This window comes from Nocardiopsis nanhaiensis, assembly GCF_054778635.1.
Window position 1 is genome coordinate 25,052 of sequence record NZ_BAAGZJ010000024.1, and the last position, 25,575, is coordinate 50,626.

Consider the following 25,575-nt stretch of genomic DNA (forward strand, 5'->3'; position numbering starts at 1 on the left):
CCCAGGAGTCTCTATGAGTGCCCAGGCCGCATGCAGAAGTGCCGACATTGACCCCGACTCCCTGTTCGTCCCTGGCGCCGCGCAGAAGAAGGTCGCAGGCATCTGTACTCCGTGCGGCATGCGCCTTGCCTGCCTTGCCGAGGCACTTCAGGCGGGCATCGAATACGGCGTCTGGGGTGGCATGACCGAACGCGAGCGTCGCAACCTGCGGCGTCGCCACCCCGACGTGCGTGATTGGTCTGCGTTCCTGCACCAGGCCAAGCAGAGCGACCAACGCCACCTCGAAGCTCACACCGCGGCCTGAACGGAGGATCGATGTCCCACCCCTGCCCTCTACCCCTCACCAGTTCCGCCTGGGGATCGACCCCCGCCGGTACGCACACGCGGCCGAACTGGATGCCCGCCATCGCCGGTGGTGGATCCTGTGGGCTCCCTACCACCGCGCCTACGTCGCCTTCTACCTGGGCTGCGAAATCGTGGACCCCCTCACCCATGCCAGCGCCACGGAACTGCTCCACCTCATGGCCGAGGTCGAGCACACCGCAGCCTTGCCCCCGTCAGCTCACCACCGCAGCGGCCCGCGCACACCGGCGGATGGGTGAGTGCTGATGCCCGGGTTCAACCGCCCCACCTCACCCCCCGACCACCCTTTGCTCACCGCCGCCCGCAAGAGCGGCCTGAGTCTGCACCGTAAGCAGGGCCAGATCCGAGTGTCCCGCTTCGGCCACAGCATCGGGCTGCGCCAAGACCCCGACCAAAGCTGGTGGTTGGTCACCGACACAGCCACCGATCACCAACTCGGCCCCTACCAGGACCCAGCGCAACTCCTGCGGGCGGCGTCACAGGCCCTGGACGTCCAAGGCGCACGGTCACGCCAGCGGCTGGCCCGAGGGCCGGTGGACCCATGACCAACCGTCCTGTCCTGCCCGCCCCACCCCCAGACCGCCGCGCGGGGCCCACCAACCCCTTGTCCGGTCACCGCGCGGCCCTGACCTGGGCACGAAGAGCTGTGCCAGGGGCACCAACGACCCATGCGGTCGCTGCAATGGTCCTCTCCCTACCGGCAAGGAGCTGCCGAAGAAGGCGGCCCATACCCCCCGCAAACCGCCTCTGAACTGCTGTGCACCCTGGCGTGCACCCCTGCACGACCGTGACCAATTCCATGCCCCGGACCTGAAAATGCGCAGCCCTGGTCGCGCACCGATCGATCTGGAGCTCCACTTTGTCTTCACAGCCTTCCGAACCCGATCCGAACGTTCCCGAGAGCAGCCAAGACCAGGATGAGGAGTTGAACGCTCCGCCCTGGCGGCAATTCGACGACCAGCTCTTTCGCACACGCCTGTGGACCAAACTCACCCGCATGCCTGCCCTGACCGCGGCCGCCGTGGGATGGGCTTGGAGGGCGAACAAGAAGGATCTGTTGACGGCCCTGATCGCGAGCACCATCGCCGCCGTCCTGGCCGCGGTGAGTCTGTCCTCGGTGACCTGGGTGCTCGACGCCCTGCTGGCAGCGGGCCCCATCGAGGACCGTGTGGCGGCCGCGTTGCCCGCAGTGGCCGTAGTGGCCGGGGTCGCGGCCCTGTCGGGAACCGTCCGCTTGGTCTCGGAGTGGGCGCTGGCACGCATGGGCACCCAAATCGAGCGCCTCGTCGAGGTAGAACTGTTCGATTTGACCACGCAAGCCCAGCTCAGCGCCTTTGACCACGAGGAGTGGGCGAATGCGATGTATCGGGCCAGGGACCGTGGCATGTACGAGGTACCGCGTATGGTCACCGCCTGCCTCGAAGGCATCGCCGGGCTGGTGGGCCTGATCTCCCTGGCCGGGGTACTGGCCGTGCTGCACCCGGTCCTGCTACCCCTGCTGGCCGTCAGTGTCGTTCCCCTGGGGTGGGCCGCTACCCGGGCCGCCCGGATGGCCTACCAGGCCCAACGCGAAATCAGCACGGGTCGACGGCGCAGGTACATTCTCGGAGACCGGATGGCCTCGCGCGAATCCGCAGCCGAACTGCGCTCCTACACCATGCGCCACTCGCTCATGGCCGAATACATCCTGTTGGCCGACCGAGAGCGGCAGAAGATGCTGGCGGTGGCCTGGCGCCAGACACGCACACGCGCCGTAGGTGGCATGGCCAGCGCCGCAGCGACCGCCCTCACCTACACAGTCCTGGGCGTTCTGTTGGTGGCGGGTGCGATGCCGCTCGCCGCCGTAGGCACCGCCGTGTTGGCTCTCCAACGCGCCCAAGGCCAGATGCAACAACTCCTGTACAGCCTGAACCGGGTCTACGAGTCAGGCCTGTACTTCAACGACTTCGCCGAGTACTGCGACCTGGCCCGCGCCCAACTGCCGCCGACCCCGACCGCACCAGCACCCAAGAAATTGGAACGGCTGCAGGTACGCGACGCGACCTTCTCCTACCCCACCGGTAAACACCCCGCGCTCAAGGGCGTGAGCATGGACATCCGGGCCGGAGAGACCATCGCCCTCGTAGGCGAAAACGGTTCGGGCAAATCGACGCTGGCGCGCCTGCTGGGTGGCCTCTACACCCCGCAACAGGGCGCGGTCACCTGGAACGACGTCGACTTCACCGCGATCGGCCCAGATGTGCGCGAGCACATCAGCGTCATCATCCAGGAGCACACGCGCTGGCCGCTATCCGCCCAACGCAACGTCACCATGGCCCAGGACTGCGACACGCACCGGCTCAAGGAAGCAGCCCGTCTCAGCGGCACCGACGAAGTCATCGCTGACCTACCCAGGGGTTGGGACACCCTCCTCGACACGACCTTCGCCAGCGGCGTCAACCCCTCCGGCGGCCAGTGGCAGCGCATCGCCGTGGCCCGCGGTTTGTACCGCAAGGCTGATGTGCTCATCGCCGACGAGCCCACCTCAGCGCTGGACGCCCGCGCCGAAGCCCGATTCTTCGACACCATCCGCGAACACGCCACCCGCACCGGGGCCGCAGTCGTGCTGATCACGCACCGGATGGCGTCAGTGCAGATGGCCGATCGCATCTTCGTGCTGGACCACGGTCGGGTCGTCGAGCACGGCACCCACTCCGAACTGATGGCGTTCGGCGCCCGCTACCACGAGCTGTTCACCCTGCAAGCCAACGCCTACGCCTCATCCAGACCAGAGCCGTCCCCTTGAGCTGAACTCCTTCTACGCCCGCCCATTCAGTTACGTGAGTGATTTCAGGGACCTTCCTTGCCTGCTTACCGACTGCTCCCCCACCAATCAGAAGCACTGAGCGCAGCCCTCACCGCCCTCGCTCAGACCAACAAGAGCTTCCAGGTGCTGGCCTGCGGCACCGGAAAAACCATCCTGGGTCGAGCCCTACAGGACCACCTTGCACCCCGCGGACGAGTACTGACGCTGGTACCACGGGTGTCGTTGGTGCCCCAGAGCATCGGTGACTTCCGCAACCTGGGCGACGAGAACCTGGGCACCGTCATCGCGGTGTGCTCGGACCCGTCGGTGATCTACGACCGGCGTCTGAACGACATCGACGTCCTACAGACCACTGACCCCGGCACACTGGCCAAAGCGGTCCTGAACGCCCCGGGCCGTGTGACCGTGGTGGCGACCTACCAAGCGTTGGACACGCTCATCGGCGCCCACCGCGACCACGGCCTCCCCGAATGGGAAGTGGCCGTGCTGGACGAGGCCCACCGTCTGGTGGGCTCTCCCGAGTGGGCGCGGGCCCTGGACGATGCCCATCTGCCGGTCCGCTACCGCAACGGGGTCACCGCCACCCCTCGGGTTCTGGCCCCGTCCACCTCGGGGGAGCAGGGACTGGTCACGATGGACGACCCCGACCGGTTCGGCCCCCGCTCCTTCACCCTGGGGTTCGCCGAAGCCATCGACCGTGGTCTGCTGGCCCCTTACCGGGTGGCGAGTCCGGTCATCACCCACGACCAGATCCGCTCCCTCATCGACCGCTCCGAATACCTCAAGGTGGGCGGTCAGGCACCGGGCGCACTTTCGGCCCAGGTGGTAGCCGTCCAGCTCGCGGTGATGCGGGCGATGAGGGAGGTTGGCAACCATCGGGCGCTGACGTTTCATCCCCGACTGACCGAGGCGCGGTTGTGGGCGCGCACCCTGCCCCAGGTGGCAACCCTCCTCGATGGGGAGGGCCTGCCCACGAAGGTGTGGTCCCGCCACCTCAACGCAGACCATCCCCAGCACCACCGCAGCCGGGTGTTGGAGGAGTTCACCGCTCCCGTCCAGGGACACCAGATTCGGGCGCTGTCCTCGGTCGGGCTGTTCCGCGAGGGCGTGGACGTGCCCGCCTGTGACACGGCGGTGATCACCCACCAGCTCAGCTCATTGGAGGCCGGTGTGCAGATGCTCAGCCGTGCGCTGCGCATCGACCCCGACCGGCCCGACAAGGTGGCCTTGTTCGTGCTCCCGGTGGTGATGTCCGATCAGACCGACCCCTGCCACCTCGGTGATGTCCTCGCCGACGGCGGATGGGGAACCCTGTGGGCCGCGTTGCGTGTCCTGGGAGCCCTCGACGAGTCCTTCTTCGAGCAGGCGCTGCGTCCCCGCCCCTGGTCCAGTGCTTCCACCCAGGTGTCCGCAGGCAGCACCGGCACGTTTCCCGCTTGGTGGAGCTTGACCGGTATCCCCACCCCGCCCGGCTTCGCCGAGGCCATCACGGTACGTGCGGTCGACGCACTCACCCCACACGCCGAGACCGAACGGTACCTGACTGCGTTTCGCACCTACGTCGAAACCCACCGCACCTCCTACGTCCCCCGCGACCACGCCACCCCGGACGGGCTGGCGCTGGGCCAGTGGATCAGGAAAGTGCACAAACGGTACCGAGGCGGGCACCGCAGTTCCTACGCCGTCACACAGCTGACCGCCGCGGGCATGAACTGGGACGTGCTCCCCTACAAGATGGTGCGCGCCTTCGACGAGGCCCACCTGTACCGGCGTGAGCACGGCGACTTGAACGTGCCCACCACCTACGTCACACCGCGGGGATACGCCTTGGGTCACGCCATACGCTACGCCCAACGCCAGTACGCCAAAGGGCTGCTGTCCCCTGCCCATGTGGCTCTGTGGGAGGCCGCGGGGATGGTCTGGTCGCCGCCCGTGGTGGACCCCCAATACGGTGCGGCGATCGAGGCGTTCTTGGCTCGGGAGGGCCACTTGAGCATCCCGAGCTCTCAAGTGGAAGAGGACGGCTACCCGCTGGGTGTGCGGGCCGGGTACAAGCGCGTACTCCACAACCGCGGCGAGATGTCCGACGAAGAACAGGCCTGGCATGACCAGCGCGGCTTCGTATGGGATCGCACGAAGAACCCCGATCGCACCTGGACCCGAGCACGGTGGGAGAAGGTCTTTGCTCACGCTGAGGCGTTCTTCAGCACCCACGGCCACCTGGATGTGCCCTCCTCCCACAAACCCGAGGGCATCCATCTGCGTACCTGGGTCATGCGCCAGTTGCAGACCTGGGACGAGCTGTCCTGCGAGCAGCGGGACCGGCTCCAAGCCAGCGGCGCCTCGCCCTCCCAGCTGGTCTCGCGCACCCAGAACCGCGAAAAGGCCCTCGTTCACGCTGAGGCGTTCTTCAGCACCCACGGCCACCTGGATGTGCCCTCCTCCCACAAACCCGAGGGCATCTACCTGCGGCAGTGGATCAAACACCAGCAGGATTCGTGGGACAAACTCCCCCCAGCCGAGCAGGAGCGGCTCCGCGCGATGGGCGCAACACCCTCCGCACCCTCGCGTTTGTCCCGGCGCGAACGTTGGGAAAAGGCCTTCGCTCTCGCCGAGGCGTTCTTCAGCACCCACGGCCACGTGAACGTGCCCCTGACTCACCGACCCGGCGGGTTCATGGTGCGTGACTGGCTCAAACGCCAAAGGGCGCGTTGGAACGAGCTCTCCCCTGACCAACAGGACCGTCTGCGCACCATCGGTTGGTCTACCCCCGCAGGTGAAGCACAAGACCCCGCATGACCGCTCAGGAGGAGACCAGCATGCCCACCATTCCGACAAGGGTGTCCCCCTCGTCCGCACCACCTGTGCGCACCATGAGGAACACCCCTGGCACCTCCGCTCTGTGGCATGGCTGTTTGAGCTGGACCAGCATGCCCCGCCGGACCCTGAGCGAGCAGATCGCCCTGGCCGGCTCCCCCGGGCTGGGACAGCTGGAAGTCCACCTGCCCCAGGTGTTGGCCGAAGGGTCCAGCGTGGTGGCCCGCGCACTGGCCCAGCACCGGGTCCAACCGGTGGCCGCCACCGGTCTGCTGCCCGGTTTCCTCCTGCACCAGGACCTGGACCACCGCGAACTCCACCAAGGGCTGGCATCGTTGTACCAAATCGGCTGCCCGGTAGCGGTGGTGACGTTGGACCACACCATCACTGCCCCCTACCAGCAGGCCGAGAACGCCACCCTGGCACGGCTGCGCACCCTGGCCGATACGGCCGCTGACTACGGTGTCCGCCTCGCCGTGGAGGCGCTGGGCACCCCCGGCGGGCACACCCCCGCCCAGGGCAGCGGATTCGCCCCGGGAATTCGCACCCTGCCCCAGGTCGCCGAACTCCTGGACCGTCTCAGCCCTCGCCCCGCCCGGGTCCGGGTGTGCGTGGACGCGGTGTCCTGGGCCGCGACCGGAGCCCACCCCGAACACATCTCCGCTATGGGCCACCCCGTGCGGCACGTGCGGGTGGCCGATGACCCCTGCCCACGTCAGCTCCCGGTGCGCCAGTGGTGGCCCGCCCACCGGCTCATGCCCGGCGCCGGGGCCCTGCCCTGGGTCTCCTTGACCACCGCGCTCACACAGGTGGGCCCGCTGGCCTTGGCCGTGACCAACCCCAGTATCCGCGCTCTGCCCGGGGCGGACCTGGTGGCCGTCCCTCCAGTACCTGCACACCACCACGCCGACGCCAGCCCCTCCATCCGGGCGGCCTGAGGCCAACCACCACACGAGAGGAAGAGCGCCCTATGACCACCGCGGTCACGCCAGGACTGTCACAGCTGCTCTTGGAGAGCCAGACCGCACTCAGCGCCGACGAAACCGACGCCGCCATCGACTCCTTCAGTCCAGCCGTCGTCCCGGGCGCGCTACAGATGAGCGCCTACGCGCGCGCTGGCCTGGCCGCCTGCGGCGTGCGCGAGGAGGACGCGTTGGAGCAGGCCGTGCGCGTGCGGTTGGAGCGCGGCCACCGCGTGCGCGCCCACCCCCGCCAGCACCGCTACCTGATGACCGAAAGCGCTCTGTACGCCCCCTGGCTCGGACTCGGGCAGCAGCAGGAGCAGCGAAGATTCCTTGTCGAGTGCGCCCAACACCTTCGGGTGCGGGTGCTGAGCGGGGAGAGCCCTGTGCCCTGGACCGGCGCGTTCGAGTTCCTCACCTACGCCGATGGCACGTCGGTGGTCAACCTGGAAACTCCGGCCGGTCGCTTGGTGACCCCCAAAGAGATGGTGTGTGCCTACCAGCACCATTTCCAGGAGCTGTTCGAGGCCGCCGCTGACCTGCCCCACACGCTGGCCTCTACCGGAAAGGGGGCCGAGCGCGGTGACGCAGCGCAGTGACACCACCACCGCCGCCCTGGAACGGGAGCTGGTGCGCCAGTGGGCCAACACACCACCCCTACCGGCGCAGATCTACCGCGAGGGCGCCTGCACCCAGGAGCCACGGCTACCCGTGACGGCGTGGTTTCCCACCTACAGCCGCGGAGGCTGGCGCGCCCGCCAGGTGTGTGGGGGCTGCCCGGTGCGACAGGTGTGCTTGGAATGGGCGCTCGCCGCGAACGAGCCCTACGGCATCTGGGGCGGCACCACCCCGGCCGAACGCGCCAGGATCAGCAGCCCACCCCCTGGCCTGAACGATGAGGCCGCCCCGTGACCCTCACAGATGCTATCGACCAGATCCTGGCCGACGACGCGGTCGAGGTGGTTGCCCAGGGCTACGAGGTGCACCTCAACGCCCGCAGTGACCACGGTCTGCTCGTCGCCCGCACCCTCATCCACCGCCCCGGGGGCACCCGATGAGCGCCAACCACCTGCACGGCGTCGCCGGAACCGTTGTGCAGGCGCGCAGCATCACCGGCAACGTACACCTGCACACCACCACAACCCCCGAGACCTCCGCGGTGCCTTGGCAACTGCCTGCTGCACGCCTGTTCCTGGACCGAGGGCAGGCCAGCAGCTGGCTGAACCGTGCCTGGGTCGCCCGGCACGGCCCCATGCGGGTCGGTGTGCAGGGCCCTTCGGGGGTCGGAAAGACCGCGTTGGTCACCGCCTGGGGGCATACCTACCGTGACCGGTGGCCCGACGGCGCCCTGTACACCGACCTGGCACGCACCAGCCCCGACACCGTCCTGCGGGGGTGGCTGCTCGCCCTGGGCCAGACCCACCTACCTCAGAGCCCCGACCAGCTCCGGGCCCTGTGGCGCACCGCCACCGCCACCCGGCGCCTGCTGATCGTGGTGGAAAACACCACCTGCGAGGCGGCCGAGGAGCTGTTCCCGGCCGGTGCGGACTGTGCCGGGATCGCCACCGCCCACCACGGGCTCGACGACCTCGTCACCCTCGGGGGCCGGTGTGCGAGCCTGCCCGGACTGCCAGATGCGGCGGTCACCGACCTCATCACCCAACTCGTCGACCAGCCCTTGCCCGATCCCGTCCTCCAGAAAGCCGTAACCGCATCCGCAGGGCTACCCCTGGCCGCCACCCTCACCGCCGCGGCCCTGACCCGCACCCTGCAGCCCACGCTCACTGAACAGGAGATCACCGTGTCCGCACGTATCGATCAGATCCTCGCCGAACTCCCGGAAGAGGCTGTGACCGCCGCGGCCGCGGTGGCCGCCTTCCCCGGCCCGTCCGTGAGCACTGACGCCACCGCCGCACTCCTGGACACCACCCCCGACCAGGCCCGTGACGTCCTGGACCAACTCAGCCAAGCCCGCCTCCTGGAGGAGGGCGCACACGGGCGCTACACCGTCCACGACCAGGTGCGCGCGCACCTAAAAGACCGCCTCACCCCCCACGCCCACGCCCGCGTGCTGGAGTCCCTCGCATCCTTCTACCGGGTGCGCATCGCCGGAGCCGAGCTGATACTCAACCCCTGGCGATGGAGGGCCGACACCCACGGGTCCGAACTGGCCCGCGCCGCACAGGAACGCGACGCCTGGTTCGCCACCCGTGCCCAGGCGCTGGACTGGCTGGACGCCGAGCTGGCCAACATCCTCGCCGCGGCCCGCCTGCTGCACCAGCACGGCCGCCCCGAGGTGTGGATGATCTGCGACCACATCGGCACCTACGTGGTGCTGCGCACACCCGCAGCCGCCCAGGAGCTGTACCGGTGGGGGGTGGAGGCGGCCCGCGCCACCGGTGACGGGCGCGCTCTGGGGTTGATGCTCCAGCGCCTGAGCACCACCGTCCATCCTGACTGGCAGGCCGCCCTGGATCTCAACTTGACGGCGAAAGAGGCTTATGAGCAGGCCGATTACACCCAAGGGGTGGCCTCGGCCTACGAATCGATCGGGACCTTGCTCGCGCAGCTCGACCAGCTGGCCGAGGCCGAACAGGCACAGACCCGCTCCCTGCACCTGCACGAGCAGATCACCAACATGCGCGGAGCGGCCTTGCAACGCCGGCGCCTGGGCGAGATCCACACCCGTCAGGGCCACACCAGCCCAGCCCTGGCGGCGTTCACCTCCTCCTACCGGACCCTCCTGGAGCTGGACCCGCCGGATGTGTACCAGGCCACCCGCTCGGCCCAGGGCATGATCGCCCTGCTCCTGGACCGGAACGACCCAGGGCAGCTGCCGGTAGTGGAAATGGTGGCCCTGCAGGCGTTGGCGGCCGCACGCATCTGCGGGTCCCTCGTTCAGGAGGCGAGTGTGCACCTGGACCTGGCTGCGCTCGCCCGCGCTCGCGGCCAGACCGCCGAGGAGATCGGCCACCTGCAGCGCGCTCACCACCGCGTGCCCTCCCAGCATCCTGTCGCGCAGAAGGCCGCGGCCCAGCTGGCAGAACTGGGTGCGCCCACACACTGACGCATGGGCACCGCGCCCCTGCGCGGTGAGAACCTCGGCGCCGCACCATGCTTTCGCACCCACATCAGTCACGACTTGGACGGGAGCCGGGCTCTGTGGTGGCTGCACTCCACCGCCTCGCCCTGCCACATCCCCGTGGGGGCCATGGACAGCCACCACCATCCCCACCGCCGCTCTTGGAGGGGACACCGCGTGCGCACCATCCAACCGGCCTAACTCACCGTTTCCGACACCGACGAGCACACCGAGGACGACCAGGGCCTGCCCCACCCCCAACCATGAAAGGCCAACACAATGGACATGGAACGCTTCATCGACGGCCCACGACGATGGCCACCACACAGGCGGATCTGGCACCTATACGCGGTCCCCCGCCTGCACGCACCCGCCAACGCCGACCTCGCCGCACTGCTGCACCAACACCACACCCGTCTCACCACCGACCCCCTGGCCGCCCACCTGTCCGCGGTCCCGGCCCGTTGGCTACACGCCACCGTGCGCAAACTCAGCCTGGACCCGACCGCGGTATCGGACAGCGAACGCCAGACCTACCTCAAGGCCCTGCGCGAGACGCTCACCCCGCTTGAGCCGTTCACTGTGCAGTGCACACCCACAGTGAACCGGTGGTCCACACTCCTGCACATCAACGACCCCGACCGGGGGTTCGAAAAGGTGGACGAGGCCGTCGTCCAAGCAACCGCCGCCACCCTGGGCCACCAGGCCCTGCAACACCCCCCGAATTCGCCGCACCTGACCACCGGCTACTGCACCAGCGCCACGGACTCCACCCCCTACGCGCAGGCCACCCACACCACACCGGTGCCGTGGACCGTCAACACCCTGGTTCTCGCCAACGTCCTCCAAGACGCGACCGCTCACCAGTACCGGTGGGACACCCTGGCCACCTTCCACCTCGGCGGAACGGAGGTGGACCGATGACGGCACCCGCGCCGTGGTCCTGGCGACAGCTCTTCCTGGCCCTGACCTACCGGGGTTTCAGGCTCATGTTCCTGGGCAAGGCGATTTCGTTCATCGCCGGGGGCGCCCTGACCGTGGCCACCACATACCTGGTCTGGCAGATCACCGATGGTGGGGCGCTTCCCACCGCCGCGGTCATCACCATCCAGTTCATTCCGACCATCCTCTTCGGGCCTTTCCTGGGCGGACAGGTGGACCGGTGGGACCGCCGCAGGGCCATGCTGGTCCAACAGGTCCTGGGCGCCCTGGTCGCCGCATCCCTAGCGGGCGTGGCACTGACCGGCACCGCCCAACTCTGGAACGTCTACACGCTGCTGTTTCTCAGCGGCATTCTGACGGCCTGGTCCAACCCGCTTCAGCAGGCCTTCCTGGGCGAAGTCCTACCGAAGACCAACACCGCAGGCCTGCACCCCCGCAAATCCGGCGGATCCCTGAACTCGCTGACCTGGCAATCGGGCAATTTGGTGGGAGCCGCTCTGGCAGGGATCCTGATTCCGATCTGGGGTGTGGCCGGAGTGATGTGGCTGGCCCCCTGTGCCGCCCTGGCCCCCATCATCCTCATCTGGTGCATCCGCCCCCACGACCGGCTCACGCGCTCTGCCAGTGCCGGGACCCAGCGCGGAGGGATCCTCGAGGGGGTGCGCCACATCCGCGCAGACCCTGACGTGATGGCCGCTCTGCTCCTGGGAGCTGCCGTGGGCATGATCGCGATGGGCACGATCCAATCCGGGCTGCAGATCCTGGTCCTGTCGGAATTCGCCGCCAACCCTGACCAGGAAGCCCGGGTGCTCGGGTGGGTCGGGGTCGCGCTGGCGGTGGGAGGGATCCTCAGCCAACTCCTGACCGGTGGTGGGTCCTACACCCCCTCAGGGCGCCTGCTGCTCCGGATCGTCACCGTCCTGGGCGGTGTCCTCATCGCCGTGGCGATGGCCCCCTGGCTGTGGTTGGTGCTGGTCTTGGCCGCGGTCGCCTCCCTGATGGCCTACGCCCACCAGACCGCCGCCCAACTCATCAACCTGCACGCACCCGAACACCTGCAAGGCCGCCTCAGCGGGCTCTGGTTCGCAGCCGGCTCGGGCGGCAAGGCCATCTCCAGCCTGCTGGTCGGGGTGCTGGCCGAACTCGCCGGCCCCCGCTTCGGAGTAGCGGCCTGCGGTGTGCTGCTCGTGGTGGCGGCCCTGCTCGTAGGGCTGTTGTACCGCCGCGTCAGCGCACCCGGCCCCGTCGACTCCGCTGCCCAACACCCATGAATTTCCGCCCATGCCGTAGAAACCCAACGCCACCGCGCCAATAATCCGAACATGCCTCAGAATTATTCAAGAAGCACGACACGAGCAGCCACATCATTCCATCAAGAATGATCATTCCCTGCGTGGTTCCCAAAATGCATAGGAGAGCACGTGCAGATCAACTGGAAGCGCCTGGAGAGCGCGGAGGAATATACACATCCCCGGCTGCGTGTATATCGCGACCGCGTCCTCTCTCCCGCAGGAACTCCGATGGAGTACCTGCACATGCGCAGCTACGATCTCGTACGCATCGTCGCCTGCAACGAATTCGGACAGATCGCGCTCGTGTGCCAAGAGCACTACGTGACGGGCACCGCGCTTCAACTGCCCGGCGGCGCGGTGGGCGAAGACGAGACGCCACAGGCTGCCGCCGCCCGAGAGTTGGTTGAAGAGGTCGGCTTGCGCGGGGGACAATGGCATGCGCTGGAGTCGGTGATCATGCGCCCCGACCTGGATGCAGCGTGCACGAGCCTGTGGTGTGTGACCGGCGCACAACAAGGCATCAGCGCACCGGAGGGGAGTGAAGCCGATCTGGAGATCGCTTGGCTGCACCCAGAGCATGCACTCGGATTGGTCGAATGCGCGGCTTCGATGGCTGGCATCGGCCAATACCTGGCGTCATCATCCCTGAGGCGTCGACCATCGGCCGTACATGAACGAACGTGAGGGCGATGTCAGCACCCTACAGGCGCGCAAGGGAATGCAGCCGCCATCGCCACCAGTGAAGGATATCGAGCAACTTCGAAAAAAGGCCAGTGATTATCCATTCCATGGGATAGCATCGTTATTGAACGAGTGAGGCTCATGAGCAAGCCTCAATGAATAGACCCTTCATCCAGGCTACAGAAAGACCTCTGGGGTAGCGATTCCATGTGGATGCCCAGCAGAGAAAAGGCGAGGAAGGTTGAACTCTGCGAGCTTTTCTAATCTGAACAACACCGGTGCATTTCCACCTTTCCATCAGTCATTGGCGATTTCGTGGGGATCAGCCCTCGCCGGCCTGACACCACCCCGTGCTCGGTGCGACCATGACCGCGGCAGCGGCCGACTAGACCGGAGACCACCGTGCCCCTCCAGCAGACCGACGTGACCATCGCCGGTATCGACGACCAGCGCATCTCCCTCAGCCGGGTCCTCAAGCGCCTGCACCTGTGGGACTGCCAGCACTGCGGCAGCACCCTCCTGGAGGGTCCGCGCCCCTGCCTGGTCTTTGACGTGCTCGGCCCCAGCGTCCAGGCGGCGCTCTACCACCCCTACTGCCGCGAGGCGGGCTGGGTCGACCCCGGCCTATACCAACCCGATCAGTGGAGCACCTACGCCCTGGATTCCCTGTTGCCCGCGGCTACCCCCGGAGCGGTGCCGACCCTGATCCTCAACCCCACGATGGAGTCGGTCTTCCTAGGCCGGTCCCCCGCAGGGGTGTGGGTGCCCATTCCCCTCGGGCCGCTGTTCGATCCCCGGGCCAAGGAGAGCTTCCACATCGAACCGGTCCGTGAAGGTGACCGTTACAGCGTGCGGATGAGTTGCGCACCCACCGCTAGCCCTCCCCTCACCTTCGAGGGCCAGGTGCCCGAGACTTTCTATCTGGACCTGGTCACCCACGGGTGGGCGACGGTGCTCATCACCCACCAGTTCAGCTTCAACAACCCGATGAATACCGGCGAACTCCAGCAGGTGGCGAGAGCGAAAGACACCCTCACCTACCGCATCCCGGTCAAGTAGGTGTGCTACACCTTCATTGTCCCCGACGGCAACCACCTGGACGTCGCCGAGGGCGAGGTGCACCATAACCGAGCCCTGGAACGGCCGCGGCCAGGCCGCGGTGTTCCCCGGACCTTCCTCCATGCTGCGCAATCAGTGTGAGCACTGACCGCCCTTCTCCCGACCGTGGCAGCGCGGTAACCGACTCGGGGGCGTGGGGTGGTGGCCATGGGTCGGTGGTGTTTGTGCTGTGGGCCTGGGGCTTGGGGACGTGGTCGACAGACCACGCGTTTCACACGGAAGCGAGCTCGAGGTCGCCACCCGTGATGTCGCTGAGTTCGGCGTTGACCTGGCCCAGAGGCGCGGCGAGCGCGGCCAGTTCCGTGCGAAACCGGCCGTTGTGCTCCCAGCGCGCCTCATGATCGGCCATGGCCTCGCCCTCGAACCGTATGGTCTCATGCGCGGCCAGCAGCGCGTGCCAGCGGTTCAGGAACGGCCGTAGAATCTGCTCGCGCAGGCGCTCGGCCACCTGATGCACTTGGTCGGCCTTCTGCTCCGCGCCCAAAGCGATAGGGCTGAGAGAAGCCCTGGTTGTGGTGAACAGCGAGTGCAAGCAGGCCAGTTCCTCCCTCAGAAGTCCGCAGTCGTGCGGCAGCCGACCAGGTCCCACTCGGGTGCTCAACTCGATTTGGATTGCCCACGCTGCGTCGATGGCCGCAGCAGCAGGGGTGTGGCCGGGGCAGTGGTCATCGTCCACGGTGGCTCCTCGTGTCGGGGGTAGATGGCCAGTGTGCCATCGCCGCCCCACACGCCGCTTCTGGGGCACGAGCGGGCCCGGTGCGCTAGCCTGACACTCCCACCAGCGGGACCCGGTCGCCCCGGTCACAGGCTCTTTCTGTCCTGTTCACGCACTATCCCGGGGGGCGCTATGTCACCTACACCCCTTCTGCTCGTTGACGGGCACCACCTGCTGTACCGCTCTTATTTCGGGTTCCCCGCGCGTATCACCTCACGCGATGGCGCACGTGATCTGACCGGTGTTTTCGGCTTCCTCGCGCTGCTCCGCAAAGCCCACCTGGACCACGCCGCCCACCATCAGGTCGTCGTGGTTTTCGACGGCGAGTACGGGAGCACGGCACGCATCCAGGCAGATCCCGTTTACAAGGCCGACCGGGCCGAGGCCGACCACAGCCCCATCGAGTCGCTGCCCGACACTAGGCGCGGCCTGGACTTGGCCGGGGTTGCCTGGATCGAGATCGATACCGCCGAAGGCGACGACGTGATCGCCACCCTGACCACAGCGGCCACCGAGGCAGATCGGCCGGTGCTGGTGATGTCGGGGGACAAGGACTTCCTCCAACTCCTGGAAGACCCACAGGCCCGTGTGCTCAACACCGCCGCCAAAACCGGCCGACAGGTCGTTGCCGCCTCCGATGTTCTCGCCCGGTTCGGTGTGCTCCCGGGCCAGTGGCCCGACTACCGGGCGCTGACCGGTGACCCTGCCGACAGCATCCCGGGGGTAGGCGGTGTCGGTCCAGCCACCGCCAAACGACTGCTGTCGGGTGGCGGGGGCCTGGAGGAAGTGCTCGTCGGCGACCGGCTGATTGGAGCCGTCGGCCTGCGCGTACTCGAGCACCGCCAGGACCTGCTGCGGTGGCGTGAACTCATCCGCCTCGACCGCAAAGTGCCCCTCACGGCGCCCGCCGACACCGGGCCGACCCCCGAGTTGCCCAAGGCGGCCCGCCTCCTGGAGGGATTGGGGCTGTGGTGACAGACCCCGTAGAGCTCACGCACCTGAACGAATTGGCGGTGGTCTTCGTCGCCGAGCCCACCGCCATGGACGAGCGTTAACCGGTGCCCGTGGGAGATCCATCCTCATTCGCTACATCCCTTGCGCGCCAGCCCGCAGAACTCATCCATCTCCCTCGCCTGCCCGACCTCCACCGGCTCGGGTCGCCACAGCGGGCATGAGATCACCCCGGGCTCCACCAGGTCCAGCCCGCCGAACAGAGACGTAATCCGTTCCGGGGTGCGCAGGTGGTAGACGGCCGAGCCGGCATCGTTCCATCGGCGCACGGCCTCCTCCATCGCCTCACCGGTCACTGCACTGGTACTGTGCACGATCGCCAGGAAACTCCCCGAAGGCAGCGCCCCCAACAGGTGGTCGATGATCGCCTTTGCCTCGGTGTCTTCGCCGACGAACGGCAGGACCCCGAACATCGTGATGGCGACGGGCCGGCTCAGGTCCAGGGTTTGGGCGGCCTTGGCCAGGATGGCGGCCGGGTCGCGCAGGTCGGCGTGGACGTAGTCGGTGGCGCCCTCGGAGGTGCCGGTGAGCAGAGCGCGGGCGTGGGTGAGCACAAGGGGGTCGTTGTCGACGTAGACCACCCGGGCGGCCGGGTTGGCGGTCTGGGCGACCTCATGGGTGTTGTTGGCGGTGGGCAGGCCGGTGCCGATGTCTAGGAACTGGTCGATGCCCTCGGTCGTGGCCAGGTGGGTGACCATGCGGACCAGGACAGCGCGGGTGGCGATGGCGATGTCGACGATTTCGGGCAAGACCGCCACGATCTGGTCACCCGCCTCGCGGTCGGGCGGGTAGTTGTCCTTGCCGCCCAGCCAGTAGTTCCAGATGCGTGCGGAATGGGCCTGGGACGCGTCGATGGGGGGCGGGGTGCTCATGCATGTACTCCAAGGGGGTGGGGAGGAGCTTAGCCTAAAGGAGGCTGCGCGGGCGCGGCGCATGAATTCCGCCCGGATCGCCTTCTGGCAGGGGATTGCCGCGTGAGAGGCCGCCTCATGTGCCGACGTGAGGTGTGCGCGAGCCACCGACCTGCGCAAATATAATCGAATACATGTTCGACATCGTCGGTGTCTTTTGAATCTTATAGATCGAACAGATGACGCAGCGGCGTGGCTCTGACGGCTGGGTTCCTAACCGTCGTAGTCCAGGGCGGCCCCGCGCGAGACGAACGTATACCTCAGCGAGTGCGGCACGCGAGCGACGGTGGGAAGCGGGACCTTCGTTTCCTCCGCGGCTTCACCGGCGGGCAGCAGGAGCTGATATGTCTCCTGTCCGAGCACGCTGTCCAGCGCCGGTTCTGCTGCTGGGCTACTCGGTAGGGGTGATAGCGATCCAGCAGACGAGGTGAATGTCCTCCTTGTCCGCCGGGGGCAGTGGCTGCACCCTCGGAGGGGGCGTCAGACCGTTGGACTCAGCGAACGTGTACAGGGCCCGCACCTTCTCCTTGTCGGTCATGTGCTGGTCGGCCAGGATCCACCGGACTTCTCGCTGGATGCGAGGCGCATAGGGGGCGTTGAGGCGCCGGTCTAGTTCTACCTGCTTCTCCAGGAAGGACCCGTGGGCCCGGACGAGTGCTGATGCGTCGCGCATGGCCTTGGGCACCTGCGGGGACAGATTCAGCGGATCGGTCTGCCGCTTCCACTGGGCGAGGATGTTCTCCTGAGCCACTTCCCAAGCGTCGAAGGCTGCTTGATACGTCTGCTCATCCAGTACGGGTTCGGTGGTGACGCTTGGCGGTGTGCCCTGAGCCAGGCAGGACAGGACGTCGTTGATGACCACGGCCGTTTCCTCAACGGGGTTCGCCTGAACGGTGAGGTCTTTGTTCATCGGCACGTAGCGCAGCCACGGCTTGGGGTGGTCACCGATGCGGGTGCAGAATACGAAACCCGGATCCGCGCCCGGGCGTTGGAACCCCGAACCCGACCCCCAGGGCAGGCCCAGGACCGTGTCGTTGACCTGGGAGTTCTGGAACTCGTTGGTAAGTTGGCGCCGATACTCCTCACCCGACAGGGAGGAGTTGCCCTCATCCGAGAACAGGATTGATTCCTCCCGGCGTAGGCGCTCAATCTGCTCCCGGGTGTCGGTGATGACACGTTCCACTGCTGCCACGTCGGGCAGGACCGTGTCCTGCCCGATGGACGCGGCAGCCTGCTTGAGTTTGCGCTGAAGGCGTTCTTCTAGACGCAGGACCGCGTCCAGGCCCTGGTCAGGGAAGAAGCACCGCATGAACACCTCGGTATGAGGTGATCCGATGCGGTCGATGCGACCGTGGCGCTGGACCAGGCGCATAGGGTTCCACGGCAGGTCGTAGTTGATGATGTGGCGCGCCTGCTGGAGGTTGACTCCCTCAGCGAGGGTGTCGGTCGCCACGATGATGTCGTAACGGTCCTCCTCCGTGCCGGTGCCTGCAGTCATGGGGGCGAACCCGGTGATGGCGTTGCCGCGGTTGGCCTTGTCGCTGCCCTTTACCAGGACGACTCGGTCCCGGTACGCGGCCAGGGATTCATTGACGGTGATCGCGTGTTTGACCGCCTTGTCCAGGTAGTCGGCGGTGTCGGAGAAGTAGGTGAAGATGAGGACTTTGCGTTTGTTGCGGACGTCGTCCTCTCCGATGCCCTCCTCCTGAGCCTCCTGGGCTATGGCGGCGAGCTGATCGATGAGTTCAGCGACTTTAGGGTCGTTGTGGAAGTCGACCGTCTGGACCTTCGTGCGGAATTCCTGCAGGAGCGCCAGGTCGGCTTCGACTGCTTCCCTCAAACGTTCGACGTCGTAGCCATCGGCGCTGGAGACGTTCTCCTGAGAGTCGACCGCGTCCAGGAAGTCCTCTATGTCCTCACCGGAGAAGTCCTCCCACTCGCTGAGGGCCTTACCGGTCAGCACCATCCCTGAATCCAACGCTTCCAGGAACAGCACATGGGAGTCGACCATTTTGCCCACGGTCTTCTCGAAAGCCCGTGCCGAGGACTCGAAGCGCTTGAGGAGGTTGGACCTCAGCAATCCGGCGTTCTGGGCCTCGTACTGCTCCGCTGCCCCCGTCTTCTTGAACCGCGAGGGGACGTAGCGGGCCATGGTGAGCACCGCCCCCAGACGCTCGAGGATGACCCCGGTGAGTGTGCCGTCGACGGTGTCGGTTTCCTGGTGGTTGTCGGCGCCTAGTGCCGTGGCCAGCTCCTCGAAGATGCCCGGGAGCAGCGTGTCCAGGTTGTAGTCGATGCGCTGCACCCGGCAGGTGGGGAAGCTGATCTCCCGCTTCCTACCGTTGATGACCACCTCGTCGCCCACGTAGTGGTTCTTGACGAAGCGCCGAGTACGGCGGACGGCTACCTCGTCCAAGACGTCGAAGAGGTACTCGGGGGACAGATCGTCGGGGTGCAGTGCCAAGGCCCGATTGAAGTAGGCGCGCAGGCTGGGGATGCCCACGTCCGCAAACTCGGCGTCGTTGGTGGCGAAGTAGCTGATGAGATTGTGGAGGTCGTCGAGGCTGTTGTTGACCGGGGTGGCGGTCAACTCCACCAGGTCTTTGGCCACCGACCCCGCCAACAGCCGCCGCACGGCCGCTGCTCGCTTGGTGCTGTCGTTGCGCAGGGCATGCGCTTCGTCGACCACGACCATTGCGTACTGGTCGGGGTTCTGGAGTGCGGAGTTGTGGGAACCGGCGTCCTCGATGTGGGCGACGAGTTCCTCGAAGGACACGCACTCGACCGCAGCGAGGTTGTGCTCGCGCAGGAACGGCCGCCAGGTGGCGTCCCGCAGAGTGGCCGGCGCGATGATCAATACCTTCTGGCGGCGTTCAAAGACCGCCTCGTGGATCAGTTCTCCAGCGAGGAAGGTCTTGCCCAGACCGACCTCGTCGGCGATCAGGACTCCGCGGCGCCTTTGCAGGATCCTCTTGGCCCGCCACACGCCATCGGCCTGAAAGCGTGTCAGGCCCAGACGCGAGTCACCGTGAGTATCCTCCTCCAGGTCGGCTCCGTAGAGTTCGTGCAGCATACGCAGGAACACGTGCCAGGGCTGGTGCGGATTCCACCGCGCCTCGTACAGGGCCGCAAGGTCGTAGTCGGCAGCGGCTTCCCACTGCCGGTCGAACCAGTCCAGGACCTGTCCGACCACGTGTGGCTGGTAGTGGCCCAGGTTCAGCTCGTTGTTGCGGGCCAGACCGGCGTAGGTGAAGTTGCTGGACCCGGCGATCACCCCGGTCGTGTCGGTCTCCACGAGAAACGCCTTGCCGTGTAGGAATCCCTGCTCGTAGCGCCGCACCTGCACATTGGGGTGTTCGCGCAGCCAGGCGACCAGGCGCCGTTCCCGGGCGTCGGTCTCGCGGGTGAAACCCATCAGGTCCCGGTCCTGGTACAGGGATCGTTGGTGGCCTTCCAGTGCGCGGCGTACTTCGGGGGCAGGTGCGGAACCGCGCCCTCGGCGTTTCTTCGGGCTGTGGTTGAGCGGCCGTACCTGGGGCTGTTCTTGGGCGGGTTCAGCGCCTAGGAGCAGGCGCACCTGGCCGACCTGCTCCAGCTCCTGGGCGAGGAGGGCGAACCCGCCCGGGTTGAAGTAGGCCGTGGCGATGGCCAGGTCCGGCGGCTGCACCAGCCGGGTGCGTAGCCCGCCCAGGAGGGTGTTGATCGCGCCAGCGACCGTCTCCCCTTCCTGCGGGATGTTGGTGGCGAATTCGGGCCTGTAGTTGTGGGGGGTCACTGCGAGGTTCCCTTGCCGAGGTTCAAGGCGGTGCGGAGCTCGGGCGACAGCCCGGTGGTGCTGAAATCCTGCGCCATAACCTCCAGGTCGTGGTGCTGGAGGCCGAAGCCGCGCAGGGTGAGGCGTTCGAGCTCGGCCAGCAGTTCCACGCTGTCGGTGCCCTGGTGCCGGTCGGTGACGTCGATGCCGCCGGCCAGGCGGGTGCTGCCTCCGCGGCTGAGCAGGGAACCGGTGATCGCGGCGGCAGTGGCGATGCCGTCGCTGTCCCACGCGGGGATCCGGAGCTGGTTGATGATGGGCGAGGTGACATGCCGGTCCACGAAGCGCCGCGCCCACCAGTCCATCGTCAGCGTGTTCACCAGACCCACCAGTGCAAGCCGGGAAGTGGGGGACGAGGTGATGTCGTGCATGATGGCGTGCACAGAACCTTTGTTGTGCAGGTATCCCGTTTCGGGCAGTGCGGTGGCGATGAGGGTGCGGCTGTCGTCACTGCGGCTGGGACGGCGGAAGATCAACAACGGGTGTCCCGCCCCCAGGGTGAAAGCGCCGTCGGTGAGGGCCACACCGCGTTTGAGTTCGGAGAGTGGGCGTAGATCGGCGACGAACTGCTTGTGCGGTTCGTCGTCGAAGGTGAACGCGTCCACGTGCCGGGTCATCAGCACCTTCCAAGCACCTGGAGCGTCCTGGGGCGTGACGAGCCGTTTGTCGGGGCCGCTTCCGGTGAAGTCCCAACGGGCATCGTGCGAGGCGCGGATCCACCCCTGCCCGGAGGAGATACGAGGTAGGGCCCGCATGATGTCGAAGACCCTGCGGTCTTCCGGTTCGTTGAACCAGGGGACGACGTTCGCGTCCGACAGGGTCCCCAGCTCATCAGCGGTGAAAGAGATACTGCGGCCCGCGGCAACGGCGGTGACTTCCTTAGGGCTACGGGCGACGCCGACTTCAACGATGCGGTTCCTACGTGGTCCCACCGAGAGCAGAATCACCGCGTAGGAGGCATGGACCTCCTCGAAGATCCACTCGCCGTGGTTGCGTCCCTGGATGATGCGCAGGTCGTGGGAGCCCACTAGATGGCCGCGTAGCTTTTTCCAGCCTGCCAGCACCATGCTCTGGCGCGGCAGTACCAGCCCCAGATGCCCCGTGCGGGATAGCGACCGCAAGGCGCGTTCCAGCATGAGCTGTGCCAGCTCCAGATGGGTGCCGCCGCGCAGCGTGTAGGCCTTCTTGAACAGGGCTTGGAGGGTCTCGCGCTCCCCCCGTTCCTGCTCTTCCCGCCCGGCCTCCATGGGGCGCTCAGCCCGTAGCTCCTCGATCTTCTTCTCACGTGCTTTGTCGGTCAGCGCCATCAGACCAGGAGAGACACCCACCCAGTACGGGGCGGCCTCCCACCGCACCTTCTCCCACGGCGGGTTGCCCAGGACCACATCGAAGCCCCCCTCAGGGCGGAGAAAGACCTCAGGGAACTGGTACAGCAGATGCGTGGCGCGCACCGCGGCAACGGCTTCGCGCGCCTCCTCACTTCTACCCCTGGCGATGGCCTGATCCGGGTCCATGGGCAGCGGGACGGCCCCCATCTGTACTGCCACGGCCGCATCGAGCAGCGCCTTGGCGTCCTCGGCTTCCTGAAGGGCCTGCGCGTGGGCCTCGCGGGCCGCGTGCACCTCCTGCTTGGTCGCCTCGGCCGTCCTGCCGACGCGCAGCAGTCGGGTCCGCGCCTTCTCCAGGGTGGTCTCGATCTGCTCGGCGAAGAAACTGACCTGCCCCGGGGTCCGGTTCGCGTCCAGCACATCCAGGACCTGGTCGATGGTGGCCATCCCGGTGAGACTGTTGCCGGCAACAAGGCCGTGGTCCAGTGCCGACATGGGCAGACCGGGCACGAAGGTGTGGATCCAGATGCCCAAGCGGGCCAGCTCCACCGCCATCGTGTTCAGGTCAAGCCCGTAGATGCAGCGCCGGGCGATCTGCCTGCGTAGCAGCATGGACGTCTCGATCTCCACCTGGTCGGCTTGGTCCCCCAGGGCCGCGCGGGCAATCTGAGCGAGCCGCTCCAGCTCCGCGCTCACCGCAGGAAGCCGGTGCTCGGTGAGGAAGGCAGCCAACCGGCGCTCGATCCGGTCGATGGCCGCGACGAGGAAGTGGCCCGAGCCCATCGCCAGGTCCGCGACCCGGAAGTCGAAGAACGCCTCGGCGGCTCTGGCCTCTTCGCCCTGGTCGATCAGCGCGTGGAGCCGGTGCAGGTGCTGGGTGAGCGCCGGTTCCAGGGACGTGTCCAACAGGTGCTCAACGGCGAAGGACTTGGTGAAGTAGGAACCGGTGGCTTTGCGCTTACCGGAGGCGTTGTGGAAGTACACCCGCCCAGCTGGGACCTCGACCTTGTGGTCGGCCTTGGCCGGGACGAAGGTCTGGTCTTTGGACAGGGTCAGATCAGTGGGGGCGATGCTCAGTGAGGACTCCAGCAGGCCTTCGTAGATCGTGCCGAATTCCCGCACCGACAGGCTACGGAAATCAACCGGACCGAATACCCCATCGTCGGAGGTGTCCACCAGGAGCGCCCGCAGCGCCGGTCCGATCTCGGCGTTGGTGAGCTGCATCTGGCTGATCTCGCGACCGGAAGGATGATGCTCGTCGTCGGCGAACAGGCCGCCGTTGTAGGCGGGCACGTCCCACTCTTCGTTGCCGTCGTTAATGGCGCGCCATACTGCCAACAGGTCGTTCCACAAGTCCGTGGCGTGGACGTCGAACTCCTCGCTCGGGGAGTCGACGAACTCCCTGGCCAGGGTCTTCAATGCCTTGCGTGTGTAGCGGGGATTGCCCGGGTAGGGCAGGAGGCCACGGTCTTCCGCGTAGGCCACGAACAGGAGCCGGAACAGGATGACCAGGGTTCGTTGGTAGGCCTCCTCCAATTTCTCTTCGCTTTCGGCCCCCATGTGGGAGGCGACAGCGACGGCCAGTGCGGGCACGGCTTCGGTGTAGATGCGTTCGCGCAGCCGCGCTCCTAGAGCGGCCACATGGTTGGTGGAGGCCTGCAGGATGTCGTCGACGCTGCCCGTGGGGGACAGGGCGTCGGCGTGGAAGAGGAGCGGGAGGTAGGTGGCGGAGTCCTCGTCCAGCAGGGCGAGGTCGAGCTCAATGTAGGTCTCGGTTTGGCCTTTACGCCCCACCCCTACCTGGGGTTTGGCCGAGTACAACCGCACCTGGGTGTCACGCAGAAGCAACAGCCACGGAAGTTCCTGCTGCTGGGCCATGCTCAGCCCGTAGAGCACCGGCGATTCGGCATTCAGGCGTGAGGAGGGCCGGTCGAAGTGCTCGCTGTCCTCGATCAAGACGGCGACTGCGCGGCGCGGCCCGTCCTTGGTGCTGAGAAGGAAACCCGCGGACTGGTAAGGAGAAACGTCGTAGCCGAGGGCGTCGAGCAACCCCGTCCCACGGTGCGCCACCAGGGAGCGGGCCAGGGCCTTCTGCTCCTGCCAGTCGGGGCGCTGAGGTACCCCTGCGCGTAGCTCGTGGGAGGCAAACAGTCCTGTGTTCGTGAGCCCGAGGATCTGATTCTCCGCCGGGTTCGAGAGCAGCTTCTGGAAGAAACGTTCCCCCTCAGGAACAGTCGGTGAGTCAAAGGCGGCGATGCCCACCCGTACTACCTGCCCGATATCGAAGTCGAATACGACGTCGGCGTCCTCGCGTAGACCGCAGACCGCGGCCCGCTTGCCGTGGGCGGACTCGTACTGAACCACCAGGGCCACGGGGGCTGCGCGCATGGCCCAACGGGCTTTCCATAGCCGCCGCATGTCTTCGACCTTGGGTCTGGCCTGAGCGTGGGCGACGACAACCTCGAGCGCATCAGGCTGCGCTCCGACCAGCACGGTGTCGACGTGCAGTGTTTTCGGGGCATCCAAGGGTACTTCCCAGTGGATGTCCATCGCGTTCGCGTTGTCCAACAAGTCGTCCACAGAGGCACCTCTAGCTCTCGTCCCGTTCGCCAGCCCAATCTTGCCGTACGCGGGTGTCTCCACGCAGGGCGCGGGGCTTGGGATAACACTGACCTTGGCGCAGCGCTCGTAAGCCTTCCGACAGTCAGAAGGGGATGAAGCGGGCGATCGTCTTTACTTGTAATAGCAGCTGCCACCGATATCCCAGGCGATCTCGCAGTTGAGTCCTGACCTGGCCGGACAAGGTCAGACCAGGCGGCCTGCGGAGTTGCTGGCCAGATGATCGACGTGGACGTTGGTGAGGTCGGCGCTAGCCGTCAGGGAGGCATCGGAACCGAGACCAGGCAACGGCCCTTCCCTATGTTCGCTCCAGCCGCGCTGGGGTTGATCGTCGGCGCTCTGACCGCCCCGGCCGCCGCTCGCCGCTTCGCGGCGGGCACGGTCATCGCTGAGGGCTGGCGGCGAGCTGTGTCGGGCTGTTGATGATGTCCTACGGAGCCACCTAACTGAGCCTCGACGAAACCCTGGGCGATTCAAGCAGATGATGTCCGGGGAGTACGCCGTGAGCAGTGCGGCGAACGGCTCCCAATCTCGGTCTCCGTCGACCTTTTGACGTTGTAGCTCATGATGCGCATCGGTACGGCTCCCTTCGTGAGTTATCGGTGACCGGAGCGGCTACTGGAAACGTTGGGCACGGTTTCTCAGGCGCTCCAGGCGTTGGCGCTCGTTCTCGATCACCCAGGCGTTCAACCGCTCTTGCAGCGCCGAGCCGTCATAGGCGTCGACGAGGACTGTCAGACACACGTGGTGGAGCTCATTCACCCAGGTCCGTCCCATCATGCGCAACGGCCCCTGGCCGTTGTTGAGGCGTCCCCCGATCGAGCCGAGGAGCGTCTCGCTGGGGTCGTTGAACAGGTACATCATCCGGCACGCCAGATCGCACAGCCCGCGGTGGTGTCCACCGGGCCCGGGCTGCCGGGGATCTCGGGACAGCGCTTGGCTGACCTCCGCGATCATCTTCCCGGTGACGTAGTCGGTCTTGTCCCCCATCTCGTGAGCCACGTCCTTCCAGAAGAGCTCGTACTCTTCGGCTCCGGGTTGGGGGAGCATGGCCACCATGCGCAGGAGCCGCTGCTCGTTGGAGGTGAACTGGTCGAGATCCACAGAGGGTGC

21 protein-coding genes are annotated in these 25,575 nt (G+C 66.8%); 15 read left to right on the top strand and 6 right to left on the bottom strand.

The window, feature by feature from the left end:
* Nucleotides 1-13: 13 nt before the first annotated feature.
* From ACYVD1_RS13750 to ACYVD1_RS13815, 14 genes are all read left to right on the top strand, one after another.
* Nucleotides 14-304 carry a WhiB family transcriptional regulator gene (locus tag ACYVD1_RS13750; protein WP_460771996.1) on the top strand — a complete coding sequence of 97 codons (291 nt, stop codon included), beginning with the start codon at nucleotides 14-16 and terminating at the stop codon, nucleotides 302-304.
* A gap of 304 nt (nucleotides 305-608) precedes the next feature.
* A complete protein-coding gene (locus ACYVD1_RS13755; RefSeq protein WP_460771997.1) occupies nucleotides 609-908 on the top strand; it encodes a hypothetical protein in 300 nt (99 codons plus the stop codon).
* Between the two features lie 452 nt (nucleotides 909-1,360).
* Nucleotides 1,361-3,148 (top strand): ABC transporter ATP-binding protein, encoded by a 1,788-nt coding sequence (locus ACYVD1_RS13760; RefSeq protein ID WP_460771998.1) that lies wholly within the window; start codon nucleotides 1,361-1,363, stop codon nucleotides 3,146-3,148.
* 57 nt (nucleotides 3,149-3,205) lie between these two features.
* Entirely contained in the window at nucleotides 3,206-5,968 is a 2,763-nt protein-coding gene (locus tag ACYVD1_RS13765) for a helicase associated domain-containing protein (RefSeq protein WP_460771999.1), read from the top strand.
* Between the two features lie 116 nt (nucleotides 5,969-6,084).
* Entirely contained in the window at nucleotides 6,085-6,924 is an 840-nt protein-coding gene (locus ACYVD1_RS13770; RefSeq protein WP_460772000.1) for a sugar phosphate isomerase/epimerase family protein, read from the top strand.
* Nucleotides 6,925-6,956: 32 nt separating this feature from the next.
* Nucleotides 6,957-7,547 (top strand): Scr1 family TA system antitoxin-like transcriptional regulator, encoded by a 591-nt coding sequence (locus ACYVD1_RS13775; protein WP_460772001.1) that lies wholly within the window; start codon nucleotides 6,957-6,959, stop codon nucleotides 7,545-7,547.
* Nucleotides 7,531-7,860: a WhiB family transcriptional regulator gene (locus ACYVD1_RS13780; RefSeq protein ID WP_460772002.1), complete on the top strand. Its 330-nt coding sequence runs from the start codon at nucleotides 7,531-7,533 to the stop codon at nucleotides 7,858-7,860. The genes ACYVD1_RS13775 and ACYVD1_RS13780 overlap by 17 nt, the downstream gene beginning before the upstream one ends.
* Nucleotides 7,857-8,006, top strand: coding sequence for a hypothetical protein (locus tag ACYVD1_RS13785; RefSeq protein WP_460772003.1), 150 nt, complete (start codon nucleotides 7,857-7,859; stop codon nucleotides 8,004-8,006). Before ACYVD1_RS13780 ends, ACYVD1_RS13785 begins: the two co-directional genes overlap by 4 nt.
* Nucleotides 8,003-10,015 carry a hypothetical protein gene (locus ACYVD1_RS13790; protein WP_460772004.1) on the top strand — a complete coding sequence of 671 codons (2,013 nt, stop codon included), beginning with the start codon at nucleotides 8,003-8,005 and terminating at the stop codon, nucleotides 10,013-10,015. The genes ACYVD1_RS13785 and ACYVD1_RS13790 overlap by 4 nt, the downstream gene beginning before the upstream one ends.
* Before the next feature lie 300 nt (nucleotides 10,016-10,315).
* A complete protein-coding gene (locus tag ACYVD1_RS13795) occupies nucleotides 10,316-10,954 on the top strand; it encodes a hypothetical protein (protein ID WP_460772005.1) in 639 nt (212 codons plus the stop codon).
* Complete coding sequence (locus tag ACYVD1_RS13800; RefSeq protein ID WP_460772006.1) at nucleotides 10,951-12,243, top strand: MFS transporter; 1,293 nt, start codon at nucleotides 10,951-10,953, stop codon at nucleotides 12,241-12,243. The genes ACYVD1_RS13795 and ACYVD1_RS13800 overlap by 4 nt, the downstream gene beginning before the upstream one ends.
* 150 nt (nucleotides 12,244-12,393) lie before the next feature.
* A complete protein-coding gene (locus ACYVD1_RS13805) occupies nucleotides 12,394-12,948 on the top strand; it encodes an NUDIX domain-containing protein (protein WP_460772007.1) in 555 nt (184 codons plus the stop codon).
* Nucleotides 12,935-13,081, top strand: a complete 147-nt coding sequence (locus ACYVD1_RS13810) for a hypothetical protein (protein WP_460772008.1) — start codon at nucleotides 12,935-12,937, stop codon at nucleotides 13,079-13,081. The genes ACYVD1_RS13805 and ACYVD1_RS13810 overlap by 14 nt, the downstream gene beginning before the upstream one ends.
* Nucleotides 13,082-13,347: 266 nt before the next feature.
* Nucleotides 13,348-14,004, top strand: coding sequence for a hypothetical protein (locus tag ACYVD1_RS13815; protein WP_460772009.1), 657 nt, complete (start codon nucleotides 13,348-13,350; stop codon nucleotides 14,002-14,004).
* A gap of 271 nt (nucleotides 14,005-14,275) precedes the next feature.
* Here ACYVD1_RS13815 and ACYVD1_RS13820 read toward each other — a convergent pair whose 3' ends face one another.
* Nucleotides 14,276-14,740: a hypothetical protein gene (locus ACYVD1_RS13820; RefSeq protein WP_460772010.1), complete on the bottom strand. Its 465-nt coding sequence runs from the start codon at nucleotides 14,738-14,740 to the stop codon at nucleotides 14,276-14,278.
* Nucleotides 14,741-14,911: 171 nt separating this feature from the next.
* On the opposite strand from ACYVD1_RS13820, the gene ACYVD1_RS13825 reads away from it, so the two are divergent.
* Entirely contained in the window at nucleotides 14,912-15,754 is an 843-nt protein-coding gene (locus tag ACYVD1_RS13825) for a 5'-3' exonuclease (RefSeq protein ID WP_460772011.1), read from the top strand.
* Between the two features lie 104 nt (nucleotides 15,755-15,858).
* On the opposite strand, the gene ACYVD1_RS13830 is transcribed toward ACYVD1_RS13825, so the two are convergent.
* The 5 genes from ACYVD1_RS13830 to ACYVD1_RS13850 all read right to left on the bottom strand — a co-directional run bounded on the left by ACYVD1_RS13830 (nucleotide 15,859) and on the right by ACYVD1_RS13850 (nucleotide 25,566).
* Nucleotides 15,859-16,662, bottom strand: coding sequence for an SAM-dependent methyltransferase (locus ACYVD1_RS13830; RefSeq protein WP_460772012.1), 804 nt, complete (start codon nucleotides 16,660-16,662; stop codon nucleotides 15,859-15,861).
* 252 nt (nucleotides 16,663-16,914) lie between these two features.
* Complete coding sequence (locus tag ACYVD1_RS13835; RefSeq protein WP_460772013.1) at nucleotides 16,915-17,064, bottom strand: hypothetical protein; 150 nt, start codon at nucleotides 17,062-17,064, stop codon at nucleotides 16,915-16,917.
* A gap of 28 nt (nucleotides 17,065-17,092) precedes the next feature.
* Nucleotides 17,093-20,476 (bottom strand): helicase-related protein, encoded by a 3,384-nt coding sequence (locus ACYVD1_RS13840; protein WP_460772014.1) that lies wholly within the window; start codon nucleotides 20,474-20,476, stop codon nucleotides 17,093-17,095.
* On the bottom strand, nucleotides 20,473-24,423 hold the full coding sequence (locus ACYVD1_RS13845) for an Eco57I restriction-modification methylase domain-containing protein (RefSeq protein ID WP_460772016.1): 3,951 nt from the start codon (nucleotides 24,421-24,423) through the stop codon (nucleotides 20,473-20,475). The genes ACYVD1_RS13840 and ACYVD1_RS13845 overlap by 4 nt, the downstream gene beginning before the upstream one ends.
* A 654-nt stretch (nucleotides 24,424-25,077) precedes the next feature.
* A complete protein-coding gene (locus tag ACYVD1_RS13850; RefSeq protein WP_460772017.1) occupies nucleotides 25,078-25,566 on the bottom strand; it encodes a hypothetical protein in 489 nt (162 codons plus the stop codon).
* Nucleotides 25,567-25,575: the final 9 nt, after the last annotated feature.

What these genes read in the sequence shown, in the direction of transcription:
- ACYVD1_RS13795 (WP_460772005.1), top strand. Translation starts at nt 10,316, where the DNA reads ATGGAACGCTTCATCGACGGCCCACGACGATGGCCACCACACAGGCGG.
- ACYVD1_RS13830 (WP_460772012.1), bottom strand. Translation starts at nt 16,662, where the DNA reads ATGAGCACCCCGCCCCCCATCGACGCGTCCCAGGCCCATTCCGCACGC.
- ACYVD1_RS13750 (WP_460771996.1), top strand. Translation starts at nt 14, where the DNA reads ATGAGTGCCCAGGCCGCATGCAGAAGTGCCGACATTGACCCCGACTCC.
- ACYVD1_RS13810 (WP_460772008.1), top strand. Translation starts at nt 12,935, where the DNA reads ATGAACGAACGTGAGGGCGATGTCAGCACCCTACAGGCGCGCAAGGGA.
- ACYVD1_RS13825 (WP_460772011.1), top strand. Translation starts at nt 14,912, where the DNA reads ATGTCACCTACACCCCTTCTGCTCGTTGACGGGCACCACCTGCTGTAC.
- ACYVD1_RS13775 (WP_460772001.1), top strand. Translation starts at nt 6,957, where the DNA reads ATGACCACCGCGGTCACGCCAGGACTGTCACAGCTGCTCTTGGAGAGC.
- ACYVD1_RS13755 (WP_460771997.1), top strand. Translation starts at nt 609, where the DNA reads ATGCCCGGGTTCAACCGCCCCACCTCACCCCCCGACCACCCTTTGCTC.
- ACYVD1_RS13790 (WP_460772004.1), top strand. Translation starts at nt 8,003, where the DNA reads ATGAGCGCCAACCACCTGCACGGCGTCGCCGGAACCGTTGTGCAGGCG.
- ACYVD1_RS13800 (WP_460772006.1), top strand. Translation starts at nt 10,951, where the DNA reads ATGACGGCACCCGCGCCGTGGTCCTGGCGACAGCTCTTCCTGGCCCTG.
- ACYVD1_RS13760 (WP_460771998.1), top strand. Translation starts at nt 1,361, where the DNA reads ATGCCTGCCCTGACCGCGGCCGCCGTGGGATGGGCTTGGAGGGCGAAC.